This window comes from uncultured Aliiroseovarius sp. (assembly GCF_947497285.1).
GTDB lineage: Bacteria > Pseudomonadota > Alphaproteobacteria > Rhodobacterales > Rhodobacteraceae > Aliiroseovarius.
In genome coordinates, this window is record NZ_CANMFT010000004.1 from 185,993 (window position 1) to 201,201 (window position 15,209).

15 protein-coding genes are annotated in these 15,209 nt (G+C 57.2%); 11 read left to right on the forward strand and 4 right to left on the reverse strand.

Annotated features, from left to right (window positions below; all coding sequences use genetic code 11):
* The first annotated feature begins 23 nt into the window (after nucleotides 1–23).
* From motA to Q0864_RS08765, 8 genes are all read left to right on the forward strand, one after another.
* The gene (gene motA, locus Q0864_RS08730; RefSeq protein WP_298568111.1) at nucleotides 24–893 is read left to right on the forward strand and encodes a flagellar motor stator protein MotA; all 870 of its coding nucleotides are present in this window, start codon (nucleotides 24–26) and stop codon (nucleotides 891–893) included.
* Nucleotides 890–3,148, forward strand: a complete 2,259-nt coding sequence (locus Q0864_RS08735) for a hypothetical protein (RefSeq protein WP_298568114.1) — start codon at nucleotides 890–892, stop codon at nucleotides 3,146–3,148. Before motA ends, Q0864_RS08735 begins: the two co-directional genes overlap by 4 nt.
* 78 nt (nucleotides 3,149–3,226) lie before the next feature.
* Entirely contained in the window at nucleotides 3,227–4,045 is an 819-nt protein-coding gene (locus Q0864_RS08740) for a transglycosylase SLT domain-containing protein (RefSeq protein WP_298568115.1), read from the forward strand.
* Nucleotides 4,042–6,123 (forward strand): flagellar biosynthesis protein FlhA, encoded by a 2,082-nt coding sequence (gene flhA / locus Q0864_RS08745; RefSeq protein ID WP_298568117.1) that lies wholly within the window; start codon nucleotides 4,042–4,044, stop codon nucleotides 6,121–6,123. Before Q0864_RS08740 ends, flhA begins: the two co-directional genes overlap by 4 nt.
* On the forward strand, nucleotides 6,120–6,893 hold the full coding sequence (locus tag Q0864_RS08750; RefSeq protein ID WP_298568120.1) for a flagellar biosynthetic protein FliR: 774 nt from the start codon (nucleotides 6,120–6,122) through the stop codon (nucleotides 6,891–6,893). Before flhA ends, Q0864_RS08750 begins: the two co-directional genes overlap by 4 nt.
* A complete protein-coding gene (locus Q0864_RS08755; protein ID WP_298568123.1) occupies nucleotides 6,893–7,993 on the forward strand; it encodes a flagellar type III secretion system protein FlhB in 1,101 nt (366 codons plus the stop codon). The genes Q0864_RS08750 and Q0864_RS08755 overlap by 1 nt, the downstream gene beginning before the upstream one ends.
* The gene (locus Q0864_RS08760; RefSeq protein ID WP_298568126.1) at nucleotides 7,986–8,387 is read left to right on the forward strand and encodes a hypothetical protein; all 402 of its coding nucleotides are present in this window, start codon (nucleotides 7,986–7,988) and stop codon (nucleotides 8,385–8,387) included. The genes Q0864_RS08755 and Q0864_RS08760 overlap by 8 nt, the downstream gene beginning before the upstream one ends.
* A gap of 110 nt (nucleotides 8,388–8,497) precedes the next feature.
* Complete coding sequence (locus tag Q0864_RS08765; RefSeq protein ID WP_298568129.1) at nucleotides 8,498–9,157, forward strand: 50S ribosomal protein L25/general stress protein Ctc; 660 nt, start codon at nucleotides 8,498–8,500, stop codon at nucleotides 9,155–9,157.
* Nucleotides 9,158–9,213: 56 nt separating this feature from the next.
* On the opposite strand, the gene Q0864_RS08770 is transcribed toward Q0864_RS08765, so the two are convergent.
* Entirely contained in the window at nucleotides 9,214–9,867 is a 654-nt protein-coding gene (locus Q0864_RS08770; protein WP_298568132.1) for an FkbM family methyltransferase, read from the reverse strand.
* Between the two features lie 151 nt (nucleotides 9,868–10,018).
* On the opposite strand from Q0864_RS08770, the gene pth reads away from it, so the two are divergent.
* From pth to Q0864_RS08785, 3 genes are read left to right on the forward strand one after another with little or no spacing between them, the layout of a single operon-like run.
* The gene (gene pth / locus Q0864_RS08775) at nucleotides 10,019–10,726 is read left to right on the forward strand and encodes an aminoacyl-tRNA hydrolase (RefSeq protein WP_298568134.1); all 708 of its coding nucleotides are present in this window, start codon (nucleotides 10,019–10,021) and stop codon (nucleotides 10,724–10,726) included.
* Complete coding sequence (locus Q0864_RS08780; RefSeq protein WP_298568137.1) at nucleotides 10,723–11,745, forward strand: DUF2332 domain-containing protein; 1,023 nt, start codon at nucleotides 10,723–10,725, stop codon at nucleotides 11,743–11,745. The genes pth and Q0864_RS08780 overlap by 4 nt, the downstream gene beginning before the upstream one ends.
* A gap of 22 nt (nucleotides 11,746–11,767) precedes the next feature.
* Nucleotides 11,768–12,934: a serine hydrolase gene (locus tag Q0864_RS08785; protein WP_298568141.1), complete on the forward strand. Its 1,167-nt coding sequence runs from the start codon at nucleotides 11,768–11,770 to the stop codon at nucleotides 12,932–12,934.
* A gap of 6 nt (nucleotides 12,935–12,940) precedes the next feature.
* On the opposite strand, the gene trpB is transcribed toward Q0864_RS08785, so the two are convergent.
* Genes trpB through Q0864_RS08800 form a run of 3 tightly spaced genes read right to left on the reverse strand, consistent with a single transcriptional unit; the run spans nucleotide 12,941 to nucleotide 15,204 of the window.
* Nucleotides 12,941–14,188 carry a tryptophan synthase subunit beta gene (gene trpB, locus Q0864_RS08790; RefSeq protein ID WP_298568143.1) on the reverse strand — a complete coding sequence of 416 codons (1,248 nt, stop codon included), beginning with the start codon at nucleotides 14,186–14,188 and terminating at the stop codon, nucleotides 12,941–12,943.
* 14 nt (nucleotides 14,189–14,202) lie between these two features.
* Nucleotides 14,203–14,847 carry a phosphoribosylanthranilate isomerase gene (locus tag Q0864_RS08795; protein WP_298568146.1) on the reverse strand — a complete coding sequence of 215 codons (645 nt, stop codon included), beginning with the start codon at nucleotides 14,845–14,847 and terminating at the stop codon, nucleotides 14,203–14,205.
* Nucleotides 14,848–14,853: 6 nt separating this feature from the next.
* Entirely contained in the window at nucleotides 14,854–15,204 is a 351-nt protein-coding gene (locus Q0864_RS08800; RefSeq protein WP_298568148.1) for a LapA family protein, read from the reverse strand.
* Nucleotides 15,205–15,209: the final 5 nt, after the last annotated feature.

Below are 15,209 nucleotides of genomic sequence, written 5' to 3' on the forward strand. Positions count from 1 at the left end.
ACGTATATGCGCAGAGGTAAAAGATGATCGGTTTCGTCGGTATTGCGTTGATCTTCGTTATGGTTTTCGGCGGCTACCTTGCTGCGGGCGGCAAGATGGGGATCATCCTCAAATCGCTTCCCTTCGAATTCACCATGATCGGGGGGGCCGCGGCGGGCGCTTTTGTCATTTCCAACGACATGGCAGCAATCAAACACACAATGAAAGACATCGGGAAGGTGTTCAAGGGTCCCAAATGGACACACGAAGACTACAAAGACTTGCTGTGCCTGCTGTTTGAGTTGATACGACAAGCCCGGCAAAACGCTGTGGCGCTTGAAGAGCATATTGAGAATCCATCCGAAAGCACCATCTTTTCTCGTTATCCCAAGATCTTGGAGGACGCCGAAGCGGTAAACCTAATCTGTGACACCCTCCGTTCGGCCTCCATGAATTATGATGATCCCCATCAAGTCGAGGAGGTTTTGGAAAAGCGCATGGATGCAAACCTGCACCATGCACTGCATTCCAGCCATGCCCTTCAGACTGTTGCAGACGGTTTGCCTGCCCTTGGCATTGTCGCTGCTGTTCTCGGGGTGATCAAAACAATGGGGTCGATTGATCAGCCACCCGAAATCCTTGGCAAGATGATCGGGGGGGCACTGGTCGGGACCTTTCTTGGCGTTTTTCTGGCTTATGGGTTGGTTGGGCCGTTTTCAGCCAAGGTCAAAACAGTGGTCGAGGAAGATGCCCACTTCTACCAGCTTATCCGTGAAGTGCTGGTGGCAAATCTCTACAACCATTCTGTCAACATCTGCATCGAGGTGGGCCGCCAGAACACACCGGGACATCACCGGCCCAGCTACTCTGACCTTGAGGAAGCGTTAAAAGAGGTCAAACAAGCGGCGGCATGATTACGATGGTTCGCCTTTTCCTGGCCACTCTTCTGTTAGCGCCGACGCTGTCGGAAGCACGCGAGATAGTTGTCCGCTCGGGCGAGCATGCAGATTTCTCAAGGCTGGTGATCTATACAGACACCAATGACGTGGCCGAGTTCAACCAAACGCCAAAAGGCTATGTCCTGTCGACGAAGGACCCAAGCAACACGTTCAATACCAAGCGTGTCTTTGAGAAGATTCCCAGAACCCGCATTTCTGCCGTCTTCAGCGCTCAAGACGGCAGTTTAAAGATCATCGCAGATTGTGATTGCCATGCCAAAACGGAACGACTGCCTGGTGGCCCGTATGTCATTGATATCTTTGATGGTCCCAGCGGTAAAAATCCAGAAACCTTGGTCGCTCACAGCAAGCGTGACGCGCCTGCGCAATCTCCAGCGACAAGCCTTACGCCAAGTGCCGTTCGGCTGGGATTGCCGATTGGGCAGACCTCGTCTGACAAGCCCGAGGAGGCAAGCACCAAAGACACGATCGCGGAAAGACCTTCCAAAGATGCCGATGAAGCCGCTGCGGTTCAAACTACAGACCGCTTGACCGAAGACACGCTCTTGGCTCAGCTTTCGCGCGCTGCGGCCCAAGGCTTGGTCAGCACCTCGGTCGACCAACTCCTTCCTGTTGCAGACACTGACGCGCCGGGCCTTACGAGTGCTGAACCACCCGATGTGCCCGCGCCGGAAACAGTCCTGGTTACTCCAGACGACCATATCGCGATTCAGACTGCCGTAGATCGAGAGGCCAACAGCAATCTCGGGCATACTATGGTCACAGAAAATGGCGTTCGTTGTCTGGACGCGGACGCTTTTGCAATCGCGCACTGGGCCACAAACGAGGGGAGAGAACTTGATTTCTCGTCTCAAAGGGCCGAGCTGTTTGGCGAATTTGATCGCTTGAATGAAACAGCCCTGAACCGGCTTGTCCGCAACCAAATTTATCTCACTCTGGGTGCAGAAGCCCTATCCTATCTATCTGCTTTCCCTAACGAAATCTCTGAACACGCTGTTTTGATTGCCATGGCCGAAGTCATGGACCAAGGTGAGTCATCACACTCTGAATTCTTGGCACCCCAACTAATCTGTGACGGTGAGGTCGCGCTTTGGGCAGTGCTTGCTCAGCCCGCGCTTCGTGCCGGAACTGAAATCAATTCTTCTGGGATTCTTCGAGCTTTCTCGGCCCTACCCACGCATCTACGAACGCATTTAGGACCTTTACTGGTCGAGAAATTCCTTTCTGGCGCAGACCGTGCGACCGCACATGAGATCAATCAGGTATTGGAGCGCACTCAAATTGAAGACCTCCACCCGCCTTCGCTCTCAAATGCGCGGTTGCAAGTACTTGAAGGGGACAAGCATCGTGGCCTTCAACAGCTTGAAAACATAATCAATGCTGATGTCGATACAGCGGCGGAGGCTATGCTTCTCAATGTCGACACTTTGATCGCCTCGGATGAAGGCATACCAGAACGTACATTGGAGCTCCTTTCGACACTCACCTATGAAAACCGCGCCACAGAAATTGGATCCGAACTGGCACATGCCGAAATTCGCGCTCTTGCTCATGTCGGGCGGATAGAACAAGCTTTTGACGCATATCAGGCACTAGAAAGCCCCGACTTTGAAGCGCGCGCGCAGTTGCTTGCGACGCTGGCGCAGGCCTTGACTGAAAAGGCTTCTGATGCCGTCTTCCTGCGATTTGCCTTGTCTTCTGACAGGTGGACGGATGCGACCAACAGCGCTCGCTTTGCAATCGCACAAAGGCTGTCTCGGCTCGGGTTCGCGGAGCCGGCAAAGCAAATGGTGCTGCTTGACCAGCAGCCCCCCGACAAAAACGAGCGAATTCTCATCGCGCGTTCAGCTTTGACCGAAGGGCGTCCTGAGGTTGCACTCGGCTATCTTGCGGGTCTCGACAGCCCGGACGCGCTGGAATTGCGAGCGGCCTCGCTTTCTGGATTGGGTCGCCACGAGGATGCGGCAGAGCTTTTTGCGATCTTGCAGAAACCGGACGCAAGGCTTTCAGAGCTATGGCGATCTGGTACCTGGGCCGCATTGGGCCGCTCACCGAACGAAACGCTTGCTGCCACTGCGTCGCTCGCCAGTTCAAGCGATGCGCAACTGGCTGATGCGACCACACTTTCTGCCTATCAGTCTTTGTTAACTGCAAGTGCCGGGGCAAGGACGACGCTGGATCGGTTGCTAGCTGAATTCCCGACACCCTAAGTTGGGACATGGTTACCGCTTGTTAAGGGAGCATGCGTATTCTGGGCATCAAATCCGCAGCAAGAATTGCGCAGCAACATGCCCGAAGCCCTTAAAGTATCTCCTTCGCTGTCTGGCGACCACAAACACAGCACATTATTGACCAGAATTGCATTGGCCTTGATGCCAATGATCATCTTTATCGCCAAGCTAACCGCAGCGCATGCCAGCACTTTTCAGACTGCAGCCTGTTATGACGCCGCTTATTTGGCGGCTGCCGAAACCGGTGTTCCCGTTTCGGTTCTGAAAACCATCACTCTGGTCGAAACAGGACGCAAGCAGACGGCCGCGCTGCAGCCCTGGCCCTGGACGGTCAATATGGAAGGAACGGGGGTTTGGTTTGACACTTTCGAAGAGGCAGAAAGCTATGTTCAAACCCATTTGTCGCGTGGAGCGGAAAGCTTTGATGTTGGTTGCTTCCAGATCAACTACAAATGGCACCGACAACACTTCACGTCGATAAGTGAGATGTTCGACCCCCTGCCCAATGCGCGCTATGCAGCGCGCTTCCTTCTTGAGTTACATCAAGAGTTTGGGACGTGGGATGCTGCTGCTGGAGCTTACCACTCGCGCACGCCACAGCACGCGACAACCTACAAGGCGAAGTTCCGAACGCTGCGCCGTCAGTTTCTGGCTGAAGATGGAGTCCCGATCCGGCTTGCACATAATCGACAGTTGCGAACAGGACCAGTGGCTCCGACTGGCCACGCCCGCGACATCGTTCCACGGCAAAATGACTTTCCGTTACTACAAAGAAACGCCGGTTCAACCACACTCGGCTCGCTTGCCCCGATCAGTGGCGCCTTGGCTGCAACAAGCCTGTTTTCAGAACGAAGCGGTCAGGGGTTGTGGAAATGATCCTGGTTCAGAAGATTTTTCACCCGACCATTTTGCTCGCTCTGGCACTAATGGCCATTATCGTAATGATGATCTTGCCGATGCCAGCCTGGGTTTTGGATGTCGGTCTGGCCGCATCGTTTGCCTTGGCCATTCTCATGTTCACCGTAACGTTGTTCATTGAACGGCCGCTGGATTTCTCGGCCTTCCCGACCGTTCTTCTTGCTTCGCTGATGTTGCGATTGTCCCTGAATGTATCGTCTACGAAGTTGATCATCGGGCAAGGTCACACTGGCACTTCAGCCGCCGGAAGCGTTATCGAAGGGTTCGCGAGCTTTGTGATGGGTGGGAGCGTTCTGCTGGGGCTCGTGGTGTTCTGCGTTCTGCTGATCGTGAATTTCATCGTAATCACGAAAGGCGCCGCGCGCATGGCCGAAGTCGGTGCGCGTTTCGCGCTTGATGGCATGCCCGGCAAACAATTGGCGATCGACAGCGACATGTCCGCGGGTGCTATTGACCACACCGAGGCCAAGGCTCGCCGTGAACGCGAGCAGGCTGAAACCACGTTTTTCGGATCGCTGGACGGGGCCTCGAAATTCGTCAAAGGCGATGCGGTGGCAGGTTTGCTGATCACCGCCTTGAATTTGGTGATGGGGCTGCTGATCGGCGTGGTTGTCCACGATATGGAGATCGGCCGCGCCTTTCAAACCTACGCAATCCTGACGGTCGGCGACGGGCTTGTGACTCAGATCCCGGCGGTCGTCATTTCAATCGCTTCAGCCCTGCTATTGGCGCGCGGGGGCACTTCTGGTTCGACCGATCTAGCGTTGTTTTCGCAATTGGGCAAATACCCATCAGCGCTGGCAACTGTGGCCGTCTTGATGGCACTTTTCGGATTGGTTCCGGGCTTGCCATTCATCCCGTTTATCTTGGGTGCAATGGCTTTGGCCGCCGCCGCATGGAAGGGCCATCAAATTCTGAAGAAAGAGGCTGAAAACACCGCTGCGGAAACGTTGGATGACAGCACCATGCCACGCAAGGAAAGTATGGGCGATATATTGGATCTTGACGACATCCATGTTGAATTTGCGCCCGATCTCGTATCGATGGTGTTGGATCCTTCGACCGGACTAGACGCCCGCATATCAAGCATCCGCAACCATATCGCCGGTGCTTTCGGCTTGATCCTGCCAGAAATCCGACTGACCGATGACAGCATGCTTCCGCCCGGCACCTACGCCATCAAGATTCAAGGCATCGAACAGGCGCGCAGCAGGCTGATTCCGGACAAGACATTGGTTATTCTGGCTGGCGATGGTGACGACATCCCCGCCGGAGAGGACGTGAAGGAGCCGGTCTATGGTGCGCCTGCCCGCTGGGTAAGCGAAGACGACCAAGAAGAAGCAGCCCTTTCTGGCTGCGCCGTCATCGCCCCGTCCGAAGTATTGGCCACGCATCTTCTTGAGGTGATGAAACGAAACTTTCCGCGTTTGCTCGGGCTTAAGGCGCTGCGGCGTTTGCTGGACGAGTTTGTCAATCTTTCAGACCCCGCCCGCGCCGAGGCCAACCGCCGTTTGCTGGAGGAACTGATCCCCGACAAGGTGCCCTTGGATCTACTGCATTCCGTGCTCAGACTGCTTCTGGAAGAGCGCGTGTCAATTCGCAACCTGCCCGTCATTTTGGAAAGTGTCGCAGAGGCCAAGCCCGTCTTCGGATCACCAGAAGCCATCTGTGAATACGTCCGGCAACGTCTTGGGTTCCAGCTGATTGCCGACCTGAAACGAGAGGACGGCACCGTTCCTCTGGTTCAACTGGCCCCGGAATGGGAAGAAAGATTTCAAGCCCACCAACTGGACGGCGACCGGGGCAATGACGTCGCACTTCCACCGGAAGAGTTCAACAAACTGGCAAATTCGGTTGCGGACCGGATCGCACGCGCCGGCGAAAACGGTATCTACCCAGCGGTTGTCACCTCATCACGCCGGCGCCGGTTTTTGCGCACGGTTCTATCTGCAAAGGGAATTGCGAATCCCGTTCTATCGTTCGAGGAAATCGGAACTGAAGCGCGCCCCTCTTTGGTCGGCATGATTTCAGCGTGACTGAGGCGCTTGCATATATCTCGGACTTGGCTTCGGGCTTTTTGGTGGTCGGTTTCATCGTGTTCCTGCGGGTCGGTGCTGCGATGGCATTGTTGCCTGTCTTCGGTGAAAGATCGGTGCCACCGCGCGTGCGGTTGGGCCTTGCTCTTGCCTTCAGCCTGATCGTCGCCCCGGCAGTCGCATCCGACATCGGCGTCACGATCGAGCCCCAAGCCCAGATGCTGTTGCTCGCCTCGGAACCTATTATCGGGCTGGCATTTGGGTTGGTCTTGCGACTTGTGATCATGAGCCTTCAGATCGCAGGCAGTATTGCAGCACAGTCCACGTCGCTTGCACAATTGATGGGGGGCGCGAATGCCGACCCTCAACCTGCGCTTGGGCATGTTTTGCTGATCGCCGGGCTAGCCTTGGCGGCAATGATGGGTCTGCATGTCAGGATCGCCGAGGGCTTCATCCTGTCCTATCGCGCCTTCCCCCCAGGTGTATTTCCGGCCGCACAGGCTTTTTCGAACTGGGGCCTCACGCACATTGCTCAGGCTTTCACCTTAGCGTTCACTCTGGCCGCGCCCTTCGTGATCGTGTCATTGCTCTACAATGTCGCCCTGGGTGTCATTAACCGCGCGATGCCCCAATTGATGGTGGCCTTCGTGGGGGCGCCGGCCATCACTGCGGGGGGCTTGATCCTTTTGTTCTTAACGACCCCTTTGCTGCTGCCCATCTGGCGCGCAGCGCTGGCGGCCGCACTCTCTGATCCGTTCGGAGGCTGGTGATGTCCGACACGGAAGACGACGACAGCAAACAACACGAGCCGACACAAAAGAAGCTGGACGATGCGCGAAAACGTGGCGAAGTTGCCCGTTCATCCGATCTGAACACCGCCATGTCTTATCTTGTCCTGCTCCTACTGGCGATGAGCATTGGCGCGGCGTCGTTGAAAGGTGTGGGCGCGCTTTTGGCAGGCATGCTGGCGCGCGCTGACACGCTTGCAAGCGATGTGTTCCGAGGGGGTGGGAGCGACCTGTCCGCCGCGTTGCTGCTGGGCGTTGGTGGCCAAATGGCCCCTTGGTTCATTGCGCCTGCCATTGCCGTATTGGTCCTGTCGATTGCGACGCGCAGCTTCGTTGTCGCGCCTGAGAAGGTTCAGCCCAAGCTCAACCGGCTGTCATTGCTTTCCAACGCGAAGAACAAATTCGGTCGATCCGGTTTGTTCGAATTTTTCAAGAGCTTCGTCAAACTCACCATCTACACCGTGGTGCTGGGCGTTTTCATTTGGGTGAAGCTGCCTCAGATGCTGGCCAGTTTGTCGCTTAGCGCAGGGATGGCAACCGTCGTGCTGCTCAAACTTTGTGTCGCGTTCTTCAGTTTGGTGCTGCTGATCGCAATGATCATCGGTGGAATTGATTTCATGTGGCAGCAGCAGGAACATACCCGCAAAAACCGCATGTCCCACAAAGAGCTGATGGACGAAATAAAGCAAAACGAAGGTGACCCCCATATGAAGCACCAGCGCCGGCAAAAGGGGTATGATATTGCGATGAACCAGATGCTGGCAGAGGTGCCCGAGGCAGATGTCATCGTTGTAAACCCGACCCACTACGCCGTGGCGCTGAAATGGTCACGACTGCCCGGCGAAGCCCCGGTCTGTGTCGCAAAAGGGGTCGATGAAATTGCCGCCCGCATCCGCGAAGTCGCGGCAGAGCACGGAATTCCCATCCACCGTGATCCACCCACCGCGCGCGCGCTGCATGCCACAGTAGAGATCGGCGAACAAATCCCGCCAGACCAGTATCGGGCCGTTGCCGCAGCTATCCGGTTCGCCGAAAAAATGCGCAGCCGCGCGCGACGCTCTTTCGGGGGTGCGAATGACTGATCAGCTATCAAAACTGCACAAGCTTTCGGCGATGAAATATGATCTGGCCATGTCAGATCTTACGCGTCACAATCAAAAGATACAGTCGCTGGAGGCGCAGATTTCGGATCTGCGACGCCGCCTTTTCGACATCCCCAAAGGTGGTTCGCCAGGCGACGTGCCAATCGCAATGTCCAGCGGGTATTTCGACAAGTGGCAGCGGTGGGCAGAGGTGCAGATTATGCAACTGAACATTTCGTTGGCCCGCGCTCGCGCCGACCGCGAATCCTACCTTGCACAAGCCCGCGTTGCATTCGGACGCCGCAGCGCCACCGAGGCCTTGAAGGACAGGGCCGCACTGGAACGGCGGGTCAGGGTCGCAAAGGCCCTGGAACAAAGCGCGTCATCAAACTGAAGAGCCGAGAAATCGCTTTCCTTTTGGGGAATGCCGGTCTATAGGCACGGCTTCAACCGCGGGACTTACACCCTTGGAGGAATCCCGCTCAAACAAACTGGAGAATTTCCATGGCAAAACAGATTCCTGATCTAGTCGCCACGGTACGGACGGGGACAGGCAAGGGGGCCGCTCGTCAAGCTCGCCGCGAAGGCTTGGTACCGGGTATCGTGTATGGTGGCGGTGTAGATCCGATGCCGATCAACATCCCCTTCAACGAGCTGCTGAAGAAGCTGAAATCTGGCCGCTTCCTTTCGACCCTTTGGAACCTGAAGGTTGAGGGCACAGATGATTTCCGCGTCATCTGCCGGAACGTTCAACGTGACGTGGTGAAGGACCTTCCGACACACCTTGACCTTATGCGTCTGCACCGCAACACGCGGATCAGCCTGTTCATTCACGTTGAGTTCACCAACGAAGAAGAAGCGCCTGGCTTGAAAAAAGGCGGCGTTCTTACCGTTGTGCGCCCGGAAGTCGAACTGAATGTCATGGCGGGTGAAATTCCCGATCAGATCGTTGTCGACCTCACGGGCCGCGAAGTCGGCGACGTCATTCACATCTCGGATGTCGATCTTCCCAAAGGCGCGAAAGTCACGGTTGATCGTGACTTCGTAATCGCCAACATTTCGGCGCCCAGCTCGCTGCGGTCTGCTGATGAGGACGAAGAAGAAGAGATTGAAGAGGTCGCAGCAGACGAAGTCGAAGCGACTGAAATGAAGTCTGAAGAATAAGATCGTCCGACTGGATGATTGGTAAGCGGGCCCCTTGGGGTCCGCTTTTTTGTGACTCAATCTGATGCAACCCTCTGAAAGACAACAACATTTCCGCGCGACCCCCACGGCATATAGGTAAACCCCGCCCGCGACATTCCATCGAAAATTTGCTGAATAACAGGCGGACCATACAGCTGCGGATGGATTTCCATGATCACAAACCGCACGGACTTGGCCCAGCTTTGTTGCGCCAGTTCGACCTCTGCGCCCTCTACATCCATCACGACAAAGCTCGGGTCGAAGGCCTCGAACAGATCGCTCAGTTTCAGGGCCGGAACCGACACCAGTTTTGATTTCTGACCTGGTGCACCATTGGAGATGGACGACGCCCAAAATGCCGCCTTCGCTTCGAAGGTGACAGTGTCCTGCGTGTAACTGTCCGCCACGACAGCCCCATGCAGCACCCTTAGGTCAAGCGCATCGTTCAACGCCAGGGTTCGACCAATTGAACGCACCATATCGGGGTTGGCTTCGACGGTGGTTACATTGCCTGCACCCACAATCTTTGCTGCCTGCACGGCTAGATAGCCGGCCCCCCCGCCCAGATCCAACACACGGTCTTCGGGCTTGAGGTGCCGCTTTATCCCTGCCAACTCCTTACCTTCATAATGCCCCTGCCCAATCGCGTCTTCAATTGCAGGGTTGAGGCAGCGTTGAGGGATCTGCAAAGTTATTCCGTCTATGTGAAACCGGGGCAAAAATAGCCTCCTTCTGCTGGCGTGCGATGCAATGATTGCAACCTGTTAAGGGGACCTCTATTTTGTTCGGACCCCAGAATGTCCGGGGTTCCGTCGAAATGTCCAGTAGAAAGGCCTGCCGATGAAAATCTTTGTGGGACTTGGAAACCCCGGCCCGAAATACGCCGGGAATCGCCACAATATTGGTTTCATGGCGCTGGACCGGATAGCGGATGACCACGGGTTTGCGCCTTGGCGGGGTAAATTTCAGGGCGCCTTTTCAGAGGGTCTGCTTGGCAATCAGAAGGTGCTGTTGCTTAAACCCGAGACGTTCATGAACCTGTCGGGCCAGTCCGTCGGCGAAGCGATGCGGTTTTACAAACTGACTTCTGACGACGTTATCGTATTCCATGACGAACTGGATCTGGCCCCTGGCAAGGTGCGCGTGAAGCGGGGTGGCGGGCACGCCGGGCATAACGGTCTGCGCTCGATCCACGCTCATATCGGGCCGGACTATACCCGCGTGCGGATGGGCATCGGGCATCCGGGGAACAAGAATGCGGTCTCGTCCTATGTTCTGCGCGATTTCGCCAAGGCGGATGAAGGCTGGCTGGATGACGTGTTGCGCGGCTGTGCCGACGGGGCGGTGGATCTTGTCGAAGGGGACAGTGGCAAGTTCATGAACGCCATCGGGCGGCGGATCAATCCGCCGCGTTCTTCCACGTCGCAACCGAAAACCGAAGCCGTCAAAGCCGATCCCGCACCGGCGTCGCCTTCCGAGCAAAAAGCGGACGCCGAACCCAAGGAAACCCGCAGCCCACTACAACGCCTGATGGACAAGTTTTCATGAGCCTACGTGACGCGCTGCGTCACCAGGCGGGCAGCAACAGGCATCTTGACTCGCCTTTCACCGCGCGCGTGCTGGACCTGCTGGCAGATAACATCCAGCCCGGCACGCCACTGACAGATCGGATGTTTGACTGGTCGGGTGACATCGGACCGCGTGGGCATTCGGTGCCGCTGCGCCTTTTGGCCGGGCTACACGCACTGGTCCTGATCGACGCCTGCCCCGCGTTGCAAGCGGTCTATCCGCCGAACCCGTCACCCGACGACGCCAGCCTTTGGGCTGCGATTCAAGTGGCGTTGACCGATCACGCCGCGCTTCTGGACCGCTGGCTGGACAATCCGCCACAAACCAACGAGGTGCGTCGCGCCGCGATTCTGATTGCGGCCGGACATCTTTTGGTGGGGCGGTTTGGGCTTCCGATACATATGTATGAACTGGGGGCGAGCGCCGGCTTGAACCTGATGTGGGATCAGTTTGCACTTGATCTGCCCGACGGGCGCCTTGGCCCAAACACCGCGGCTGTGACGTTGTCACCTGAATGGCGCGGTGATGCGCCTTCCGGGCCATGCCCGCAAATCACGCGGCGGCGGGGTGTTGATCTGATGCCGATGAATGCGCGTGACCCTGATGATGCGCTTCGGCTGATCTCGTATCTTTGGGCAGACCAACCAGAGCGGCTTGCCCGCACCCGCGCCGCCATCGCGATACTGGACGCAGAAGTTGACGCCGGTGACGCAGCCCCATGGCTTGAGGCCCAGTTGCGCCACACGGCACCTGATCACCTGACGCTCGTTTATCATACGATCGCGTGGCAGTATTTTCCGCCCGAAACGCAAGCGCGCTGCGCGGCGGCCATCAAAGCCGCGTCACAGCACGGACCGGTCGCCCATCTTTCGATGGAAGCCGACGAACGACGCGGCGCAGGGGCTGCAATCACTCTGATGATATGGCCAGAGGGACAGAAGTTGACGCTTGGTCGCGTCGATTTTCATGGACGTTGGGTGGATTGGACGGCACCCTAACCCTGAACTAACAGGAGGTCACATGCGTCGGTTTTTCAAGCGCCTGCTACAGGTTGCGCTGTTCATCGCTCTTTTGGTCGGTGCCGCAGCCTTCTGGAAGCGGGAGGAAATCGGCAGGTTGCTGACCGTGAACTCTTTGTTTTCAGAAGAGAAAATTGTTCATAACTTCTCGCACATGGATCAGGCCTTTCTGACCGTTACGATGGCGCGCGACGGCGGGAAGGTGTCGCCCTTACCTGCCGGTGATCCACTTGTCCTACCTGCGGGCACAGAGGGTTGGATCAAGGACCGCGCTGTCACGGGTTTGGTGGTGTTGAAGGATGGAACCCTGCGCCATGAAAGCTATTATCTTGATACGTCGCCCGATGACCGCCGCATCAGCTGGTCTGTCGCGAAAAGCTTCTTGTCGGCGTTGACCGGGATCGTTTTGGAACAGGGCGCGATTGCGTCGCTTGATGACCCCGTCGAAAACTATGCACCAGCCCTGAAAGGCAGCGCCTACGAAGGCGCGACGATCCGCAATGTCTTGAACATGTCCTCGGGCGTGGTGTTTAACGAAGACTATCTGGACTTTAATTCTGACATCAACCGCATGGGGCGGGTTCTGGCGCTTGGCCAGTCAATGGATGCGTTCGCCGCCGGGCTAAGCGAAACTTTCGCCCCCCCGGGTGCGACATGGCAATATGTGTCTATCGACACGCATATCATCGGAATGGTGCTCCGGGGGGCGACCGGGCAGTCCATTCCCGATCTGATGCAGAAATACTTGGTGCAACCGATGGGGTTCGAAGCTGACCCGGTCTATATCACTGATGGCGGCGGCGTTGCCTTTGTTCTGGGCGGTCTGAACCTGCCAACCCGTGACTATGCCCGGTTCGGAGAGATGTTTCGGCGCAGCGGAGAATGGAATGACACCCAGATCGTTCCTGCCGATTGGGTCACGCAGTCAACGCGCCCCTCTGCGGCGACCGCGCCAGGTGCCGAGCAATATGGATACCAGTGGTGGATCGCGCCAGATGCGCCCGCAGGCGAATACTTTGGGCGCGGAATATACGGCCAGTATATCTATATAGACCGCGACAACGGCGTGGTGATCGCGGTGAACAGCGCCGACCGGGGTTTTCGTCAAGACGGCGTCCACGCCGCCAATATCGACATGTTTCGCGCTATTGCGGCAGCGATGGACTAAGCAGGCTCAGTCCGCGTCGCGACCCTCGGTGTCCGACATGTCAAAGCCAAGATACTTGGCGACCGTATAGATATCCTTGTCGCCGCGCCCACACATGTTCATGCAGATGATGTGGTCGTTCGGCAGATCCGGGGCAATCTTCATCACATGCGCCAGCGCGTGGCTGGGTTCCAGCGCGGGAATGATCCCTTCGGTCTGGCAGCACAACTGGAAGGCCTCTAGCGCCTCTTTGTCGGTGATCGCGACATATTCCGCCCGACCGATTTCGTGGAGCCAGGAGTGTTCTGGGCCGATACCCGGATAATCCAATCCGGCCGAGATCGAATAGCCATCAAGGATTTGCCCGTCATCATCTTGCAACAGGAACGTGCGGTTGCCGTGCAGAACGCCCGGACGCCCGCCTGTCAAGGACGCGCAATGCTCCATCTTTTCGTTCACACCTTTGCCGCCGGCCTCGACGCCGATGATGCGAACGGTTTTGTCGTCCAGAAACGGGTGGAACAGGCCGATTGCGTTCGACCCCCCACCGATCGCGGCAATGAGCGTATCAGGCAGGCGACCTTCGGCAGCTTGCATCTGCGCTTTGGCTTCTTTTCCAATGATCGACTGAAAATCGCGCACCATGGCCGGATAGGGGTGCGGTCCAGCGGCGGTGCCGATGCAATAAAACGTGTCAGCCACATTGGTCACCCAGTCACGCAGCGCGTCGTTCATCGCGTCTTTCAGCGTGCCGCGGCCCGAACTGACGGGGATCACCTCGGCCCCGAGAAGGCGCATGCGGAACACATTCGGCGCTTGTCGCTGAACGTCATGGGCACCCATATAGACGATGCACTTCAAGCCAAATTTGGCACACACGGTTGCGGTGGCGACGCCATGCTGCCCTGCGCCCGTTTCTGCAATAATCCGCGTCTTGCCCATGCGACGGGCCAGAAGGATCTGACCCAGCACATTGTTGATCTTGTGCGCGCCTGTGTGGTTCAGCTCGTCGCGTTTCATATACACTTTTGCGCCACCCAGATGCCGGGTCAAACCCTCGGCGAAATAGAGCGGACTGGGGCGGCCGACATAGTGGGTCCAGAGGTGGTCCATCTCGGCCCAGAAGCTGTCGTCGGTCTTGGCGTGCTCATATTCGGCTTCCAGATCAAGGATCAACGGCATCAGCGTTTCGGACACGAACCGTCCCCCAAAGTCGCCAAAGCGGCCCTTTTCATTGGGGCCATTCATGAAGCTGTTGAAAAGTTCGTCGGCCATGGGCTCACTCCCCCCTATGCGGCAGCATGTGCAGCGGCACAGAACGCCGCGATCAACTTCTCATCCTTGATCCCCGGCGCAGATTCAACCCCTGACGAAACATCTACTTGCTTTGCGCCTGTCAAACGGACAGCCTCTGCAACGTTTTCCGGGGTCAGCCCGCCAGCCAACATCCACGGGCAAGGCCAGTATTTACGCTGCACCAGCCGCCAGTCAAAGCTGATGCCGTTGCCGCCGGGAAGGTCCGCACTTTTCGGGGCCTTGGCGTCGATCAACAATTGATCCGCCACCCCGGCATAAAGCTCTATCTGCCCGACATCTTCGGGTCCGGCGATGCCAATGGCTTTCATAACCGGCAGGCCGAAGCGGGCTTTCACTTGCGCGACCCGCTCGGGACTTTCTGAACCGTGCAGCTGAAGCATGTCCACCGTCGTTTCACCGACGATCCGGTCAAGCAACGCGTCATCGGCGTTCACCGTCAGCGCAACTTTAGCCACGCCGATGGGCACATCTTCCAGCAGACGCGCCGCGTCGGCCACGCTGATATTTCGAGGGCTTTTGGGAAAGAAAACGAACCCCAGATAGCGCGCTCCCGCCGCAGCCGCAGCCACAACATGGCGAGGCTCCGTCAGCCCACAGATTTTCACGACTGCGCTCATGAAAAGTCAGCTGGCGTCGTCGATCAGGGCCAGCACATCATCCCCGGTGCGGGCTTTTGGCTCGCGCAGGGTTTTGACTTCGCGGGCCAGCTGATCGCGTTCGCGGCGATGGCGCGCACCTTCGGCGCGGATCTTGTGTTCGCGGAACCATTCCCAAATGAAGCCGATCAGAACGCCGGCAATGACGCCAGCGAAGATCACGACGAACAGCGGAAGGGTCATCGACCAGCTCCACCCCAAGAACCCCGAAAGATCCTGCGGCAGCAGGTTCAATGTTACTGTGTCGCGGTTTGCGAAGGCGACGGTCATCAGGGCGATCGCAAGGACCGCCAAGAAGGTGTAACGGATATAGCGCATGACTA

Excerpts from the sequence above, each read along its gene's own strand:
- Q0864_RS08735 (WP_298568114.1), top strand. The coding sequence starts at position 890 with ATGATTACGATGGTTCGCCTTTTCCTGGCCACTCTTCTGTTAGCGCCG.
- Q0864_RS08800 (WP_298568148.1), bottom strand. The coding sequence starts at position 15,204 with ATGCGCTATATCCGTTACACCTTCTTGGCGGTCCTTGCGATCGCCCTG.
- pth (WP_298568134.1), top strand. The coding sequence starts at position 10,019 with ATGAAAATCTTTGTGGGACTTGGAAACCCCGGCCCGAAATACGCCGGG.
- Q0864_RS08740 (WP_298568115.1), top strand. The coding sequence starts at position 3,227 with ATGCCCGAAGCCCTTAAAGTATCTCCTTCGCTGTCTGGCGACCACAAA.
- Q0864_RS08785 (WP_298568141.1), top strand. The coding sequence starts at position 11,768 with ATGCGTCGGTTTTTCAAGCGCCTGCTACAGGTTGCGCTGTTCATCGCT.
- Q0864_RS08765 (WP_298568129.1), top strand. The coding sequence starts at position 8,498 with ATGGCAAAACAGATTCCTGATCTAGTCGCCACGGTACGGACGGGGACA.
- motA (WP_298568111.1), top strand. The coding sequence starts at position 24 with ATGATCGGTTTCGTCGGTATTGCGTTGATCTTCGTTATGGTTTTCGGC.
- trpB (WP_298568143.1), bottom strand. The coding sequence starts at position 14,188 with ATGGCCGACGAACTTTTCAACAGCTTCATGAATGGCCCCAATGAAAAG.
- Q0864_RS08760 (WP_298568126.1), top strand. The coding sequence starts at position 7,986 with ATGACTGATCAGCTATCAAAACTGCACAAGCTTTCGGCGATGAAATAT.
- Q0864_RS08795 (WP_298568146.1), bottom strand. The coding sequence starts at position 14,847 with ATGAGCGCAGTCGTGAAAATCTGTGGGCTGACGGAGCCTCGCCATGTT.
- Q0864_RS08755 (WP_298568123.1), top strand. The coding sequence starts at position 6,893 with ATGTCCGACACGGAAGACGACGACAGCAAACAACACGAGCCGACACAA.
- flhA (WP_298568117.1), top strand. The coding sequence starts at position 4,042 with ATGATCCTGGTTCAGAAGATTTTTCACCCGACCATTTTGCTCGCTCTG.
- Q0864_RS08780 (WP_298568137.1), top strand. The coding sequence starts at position 10,723 with ATGAGCCTACGTGACGCGCTGCGTCACCAGGCGGGCAGCAACAGGCAT.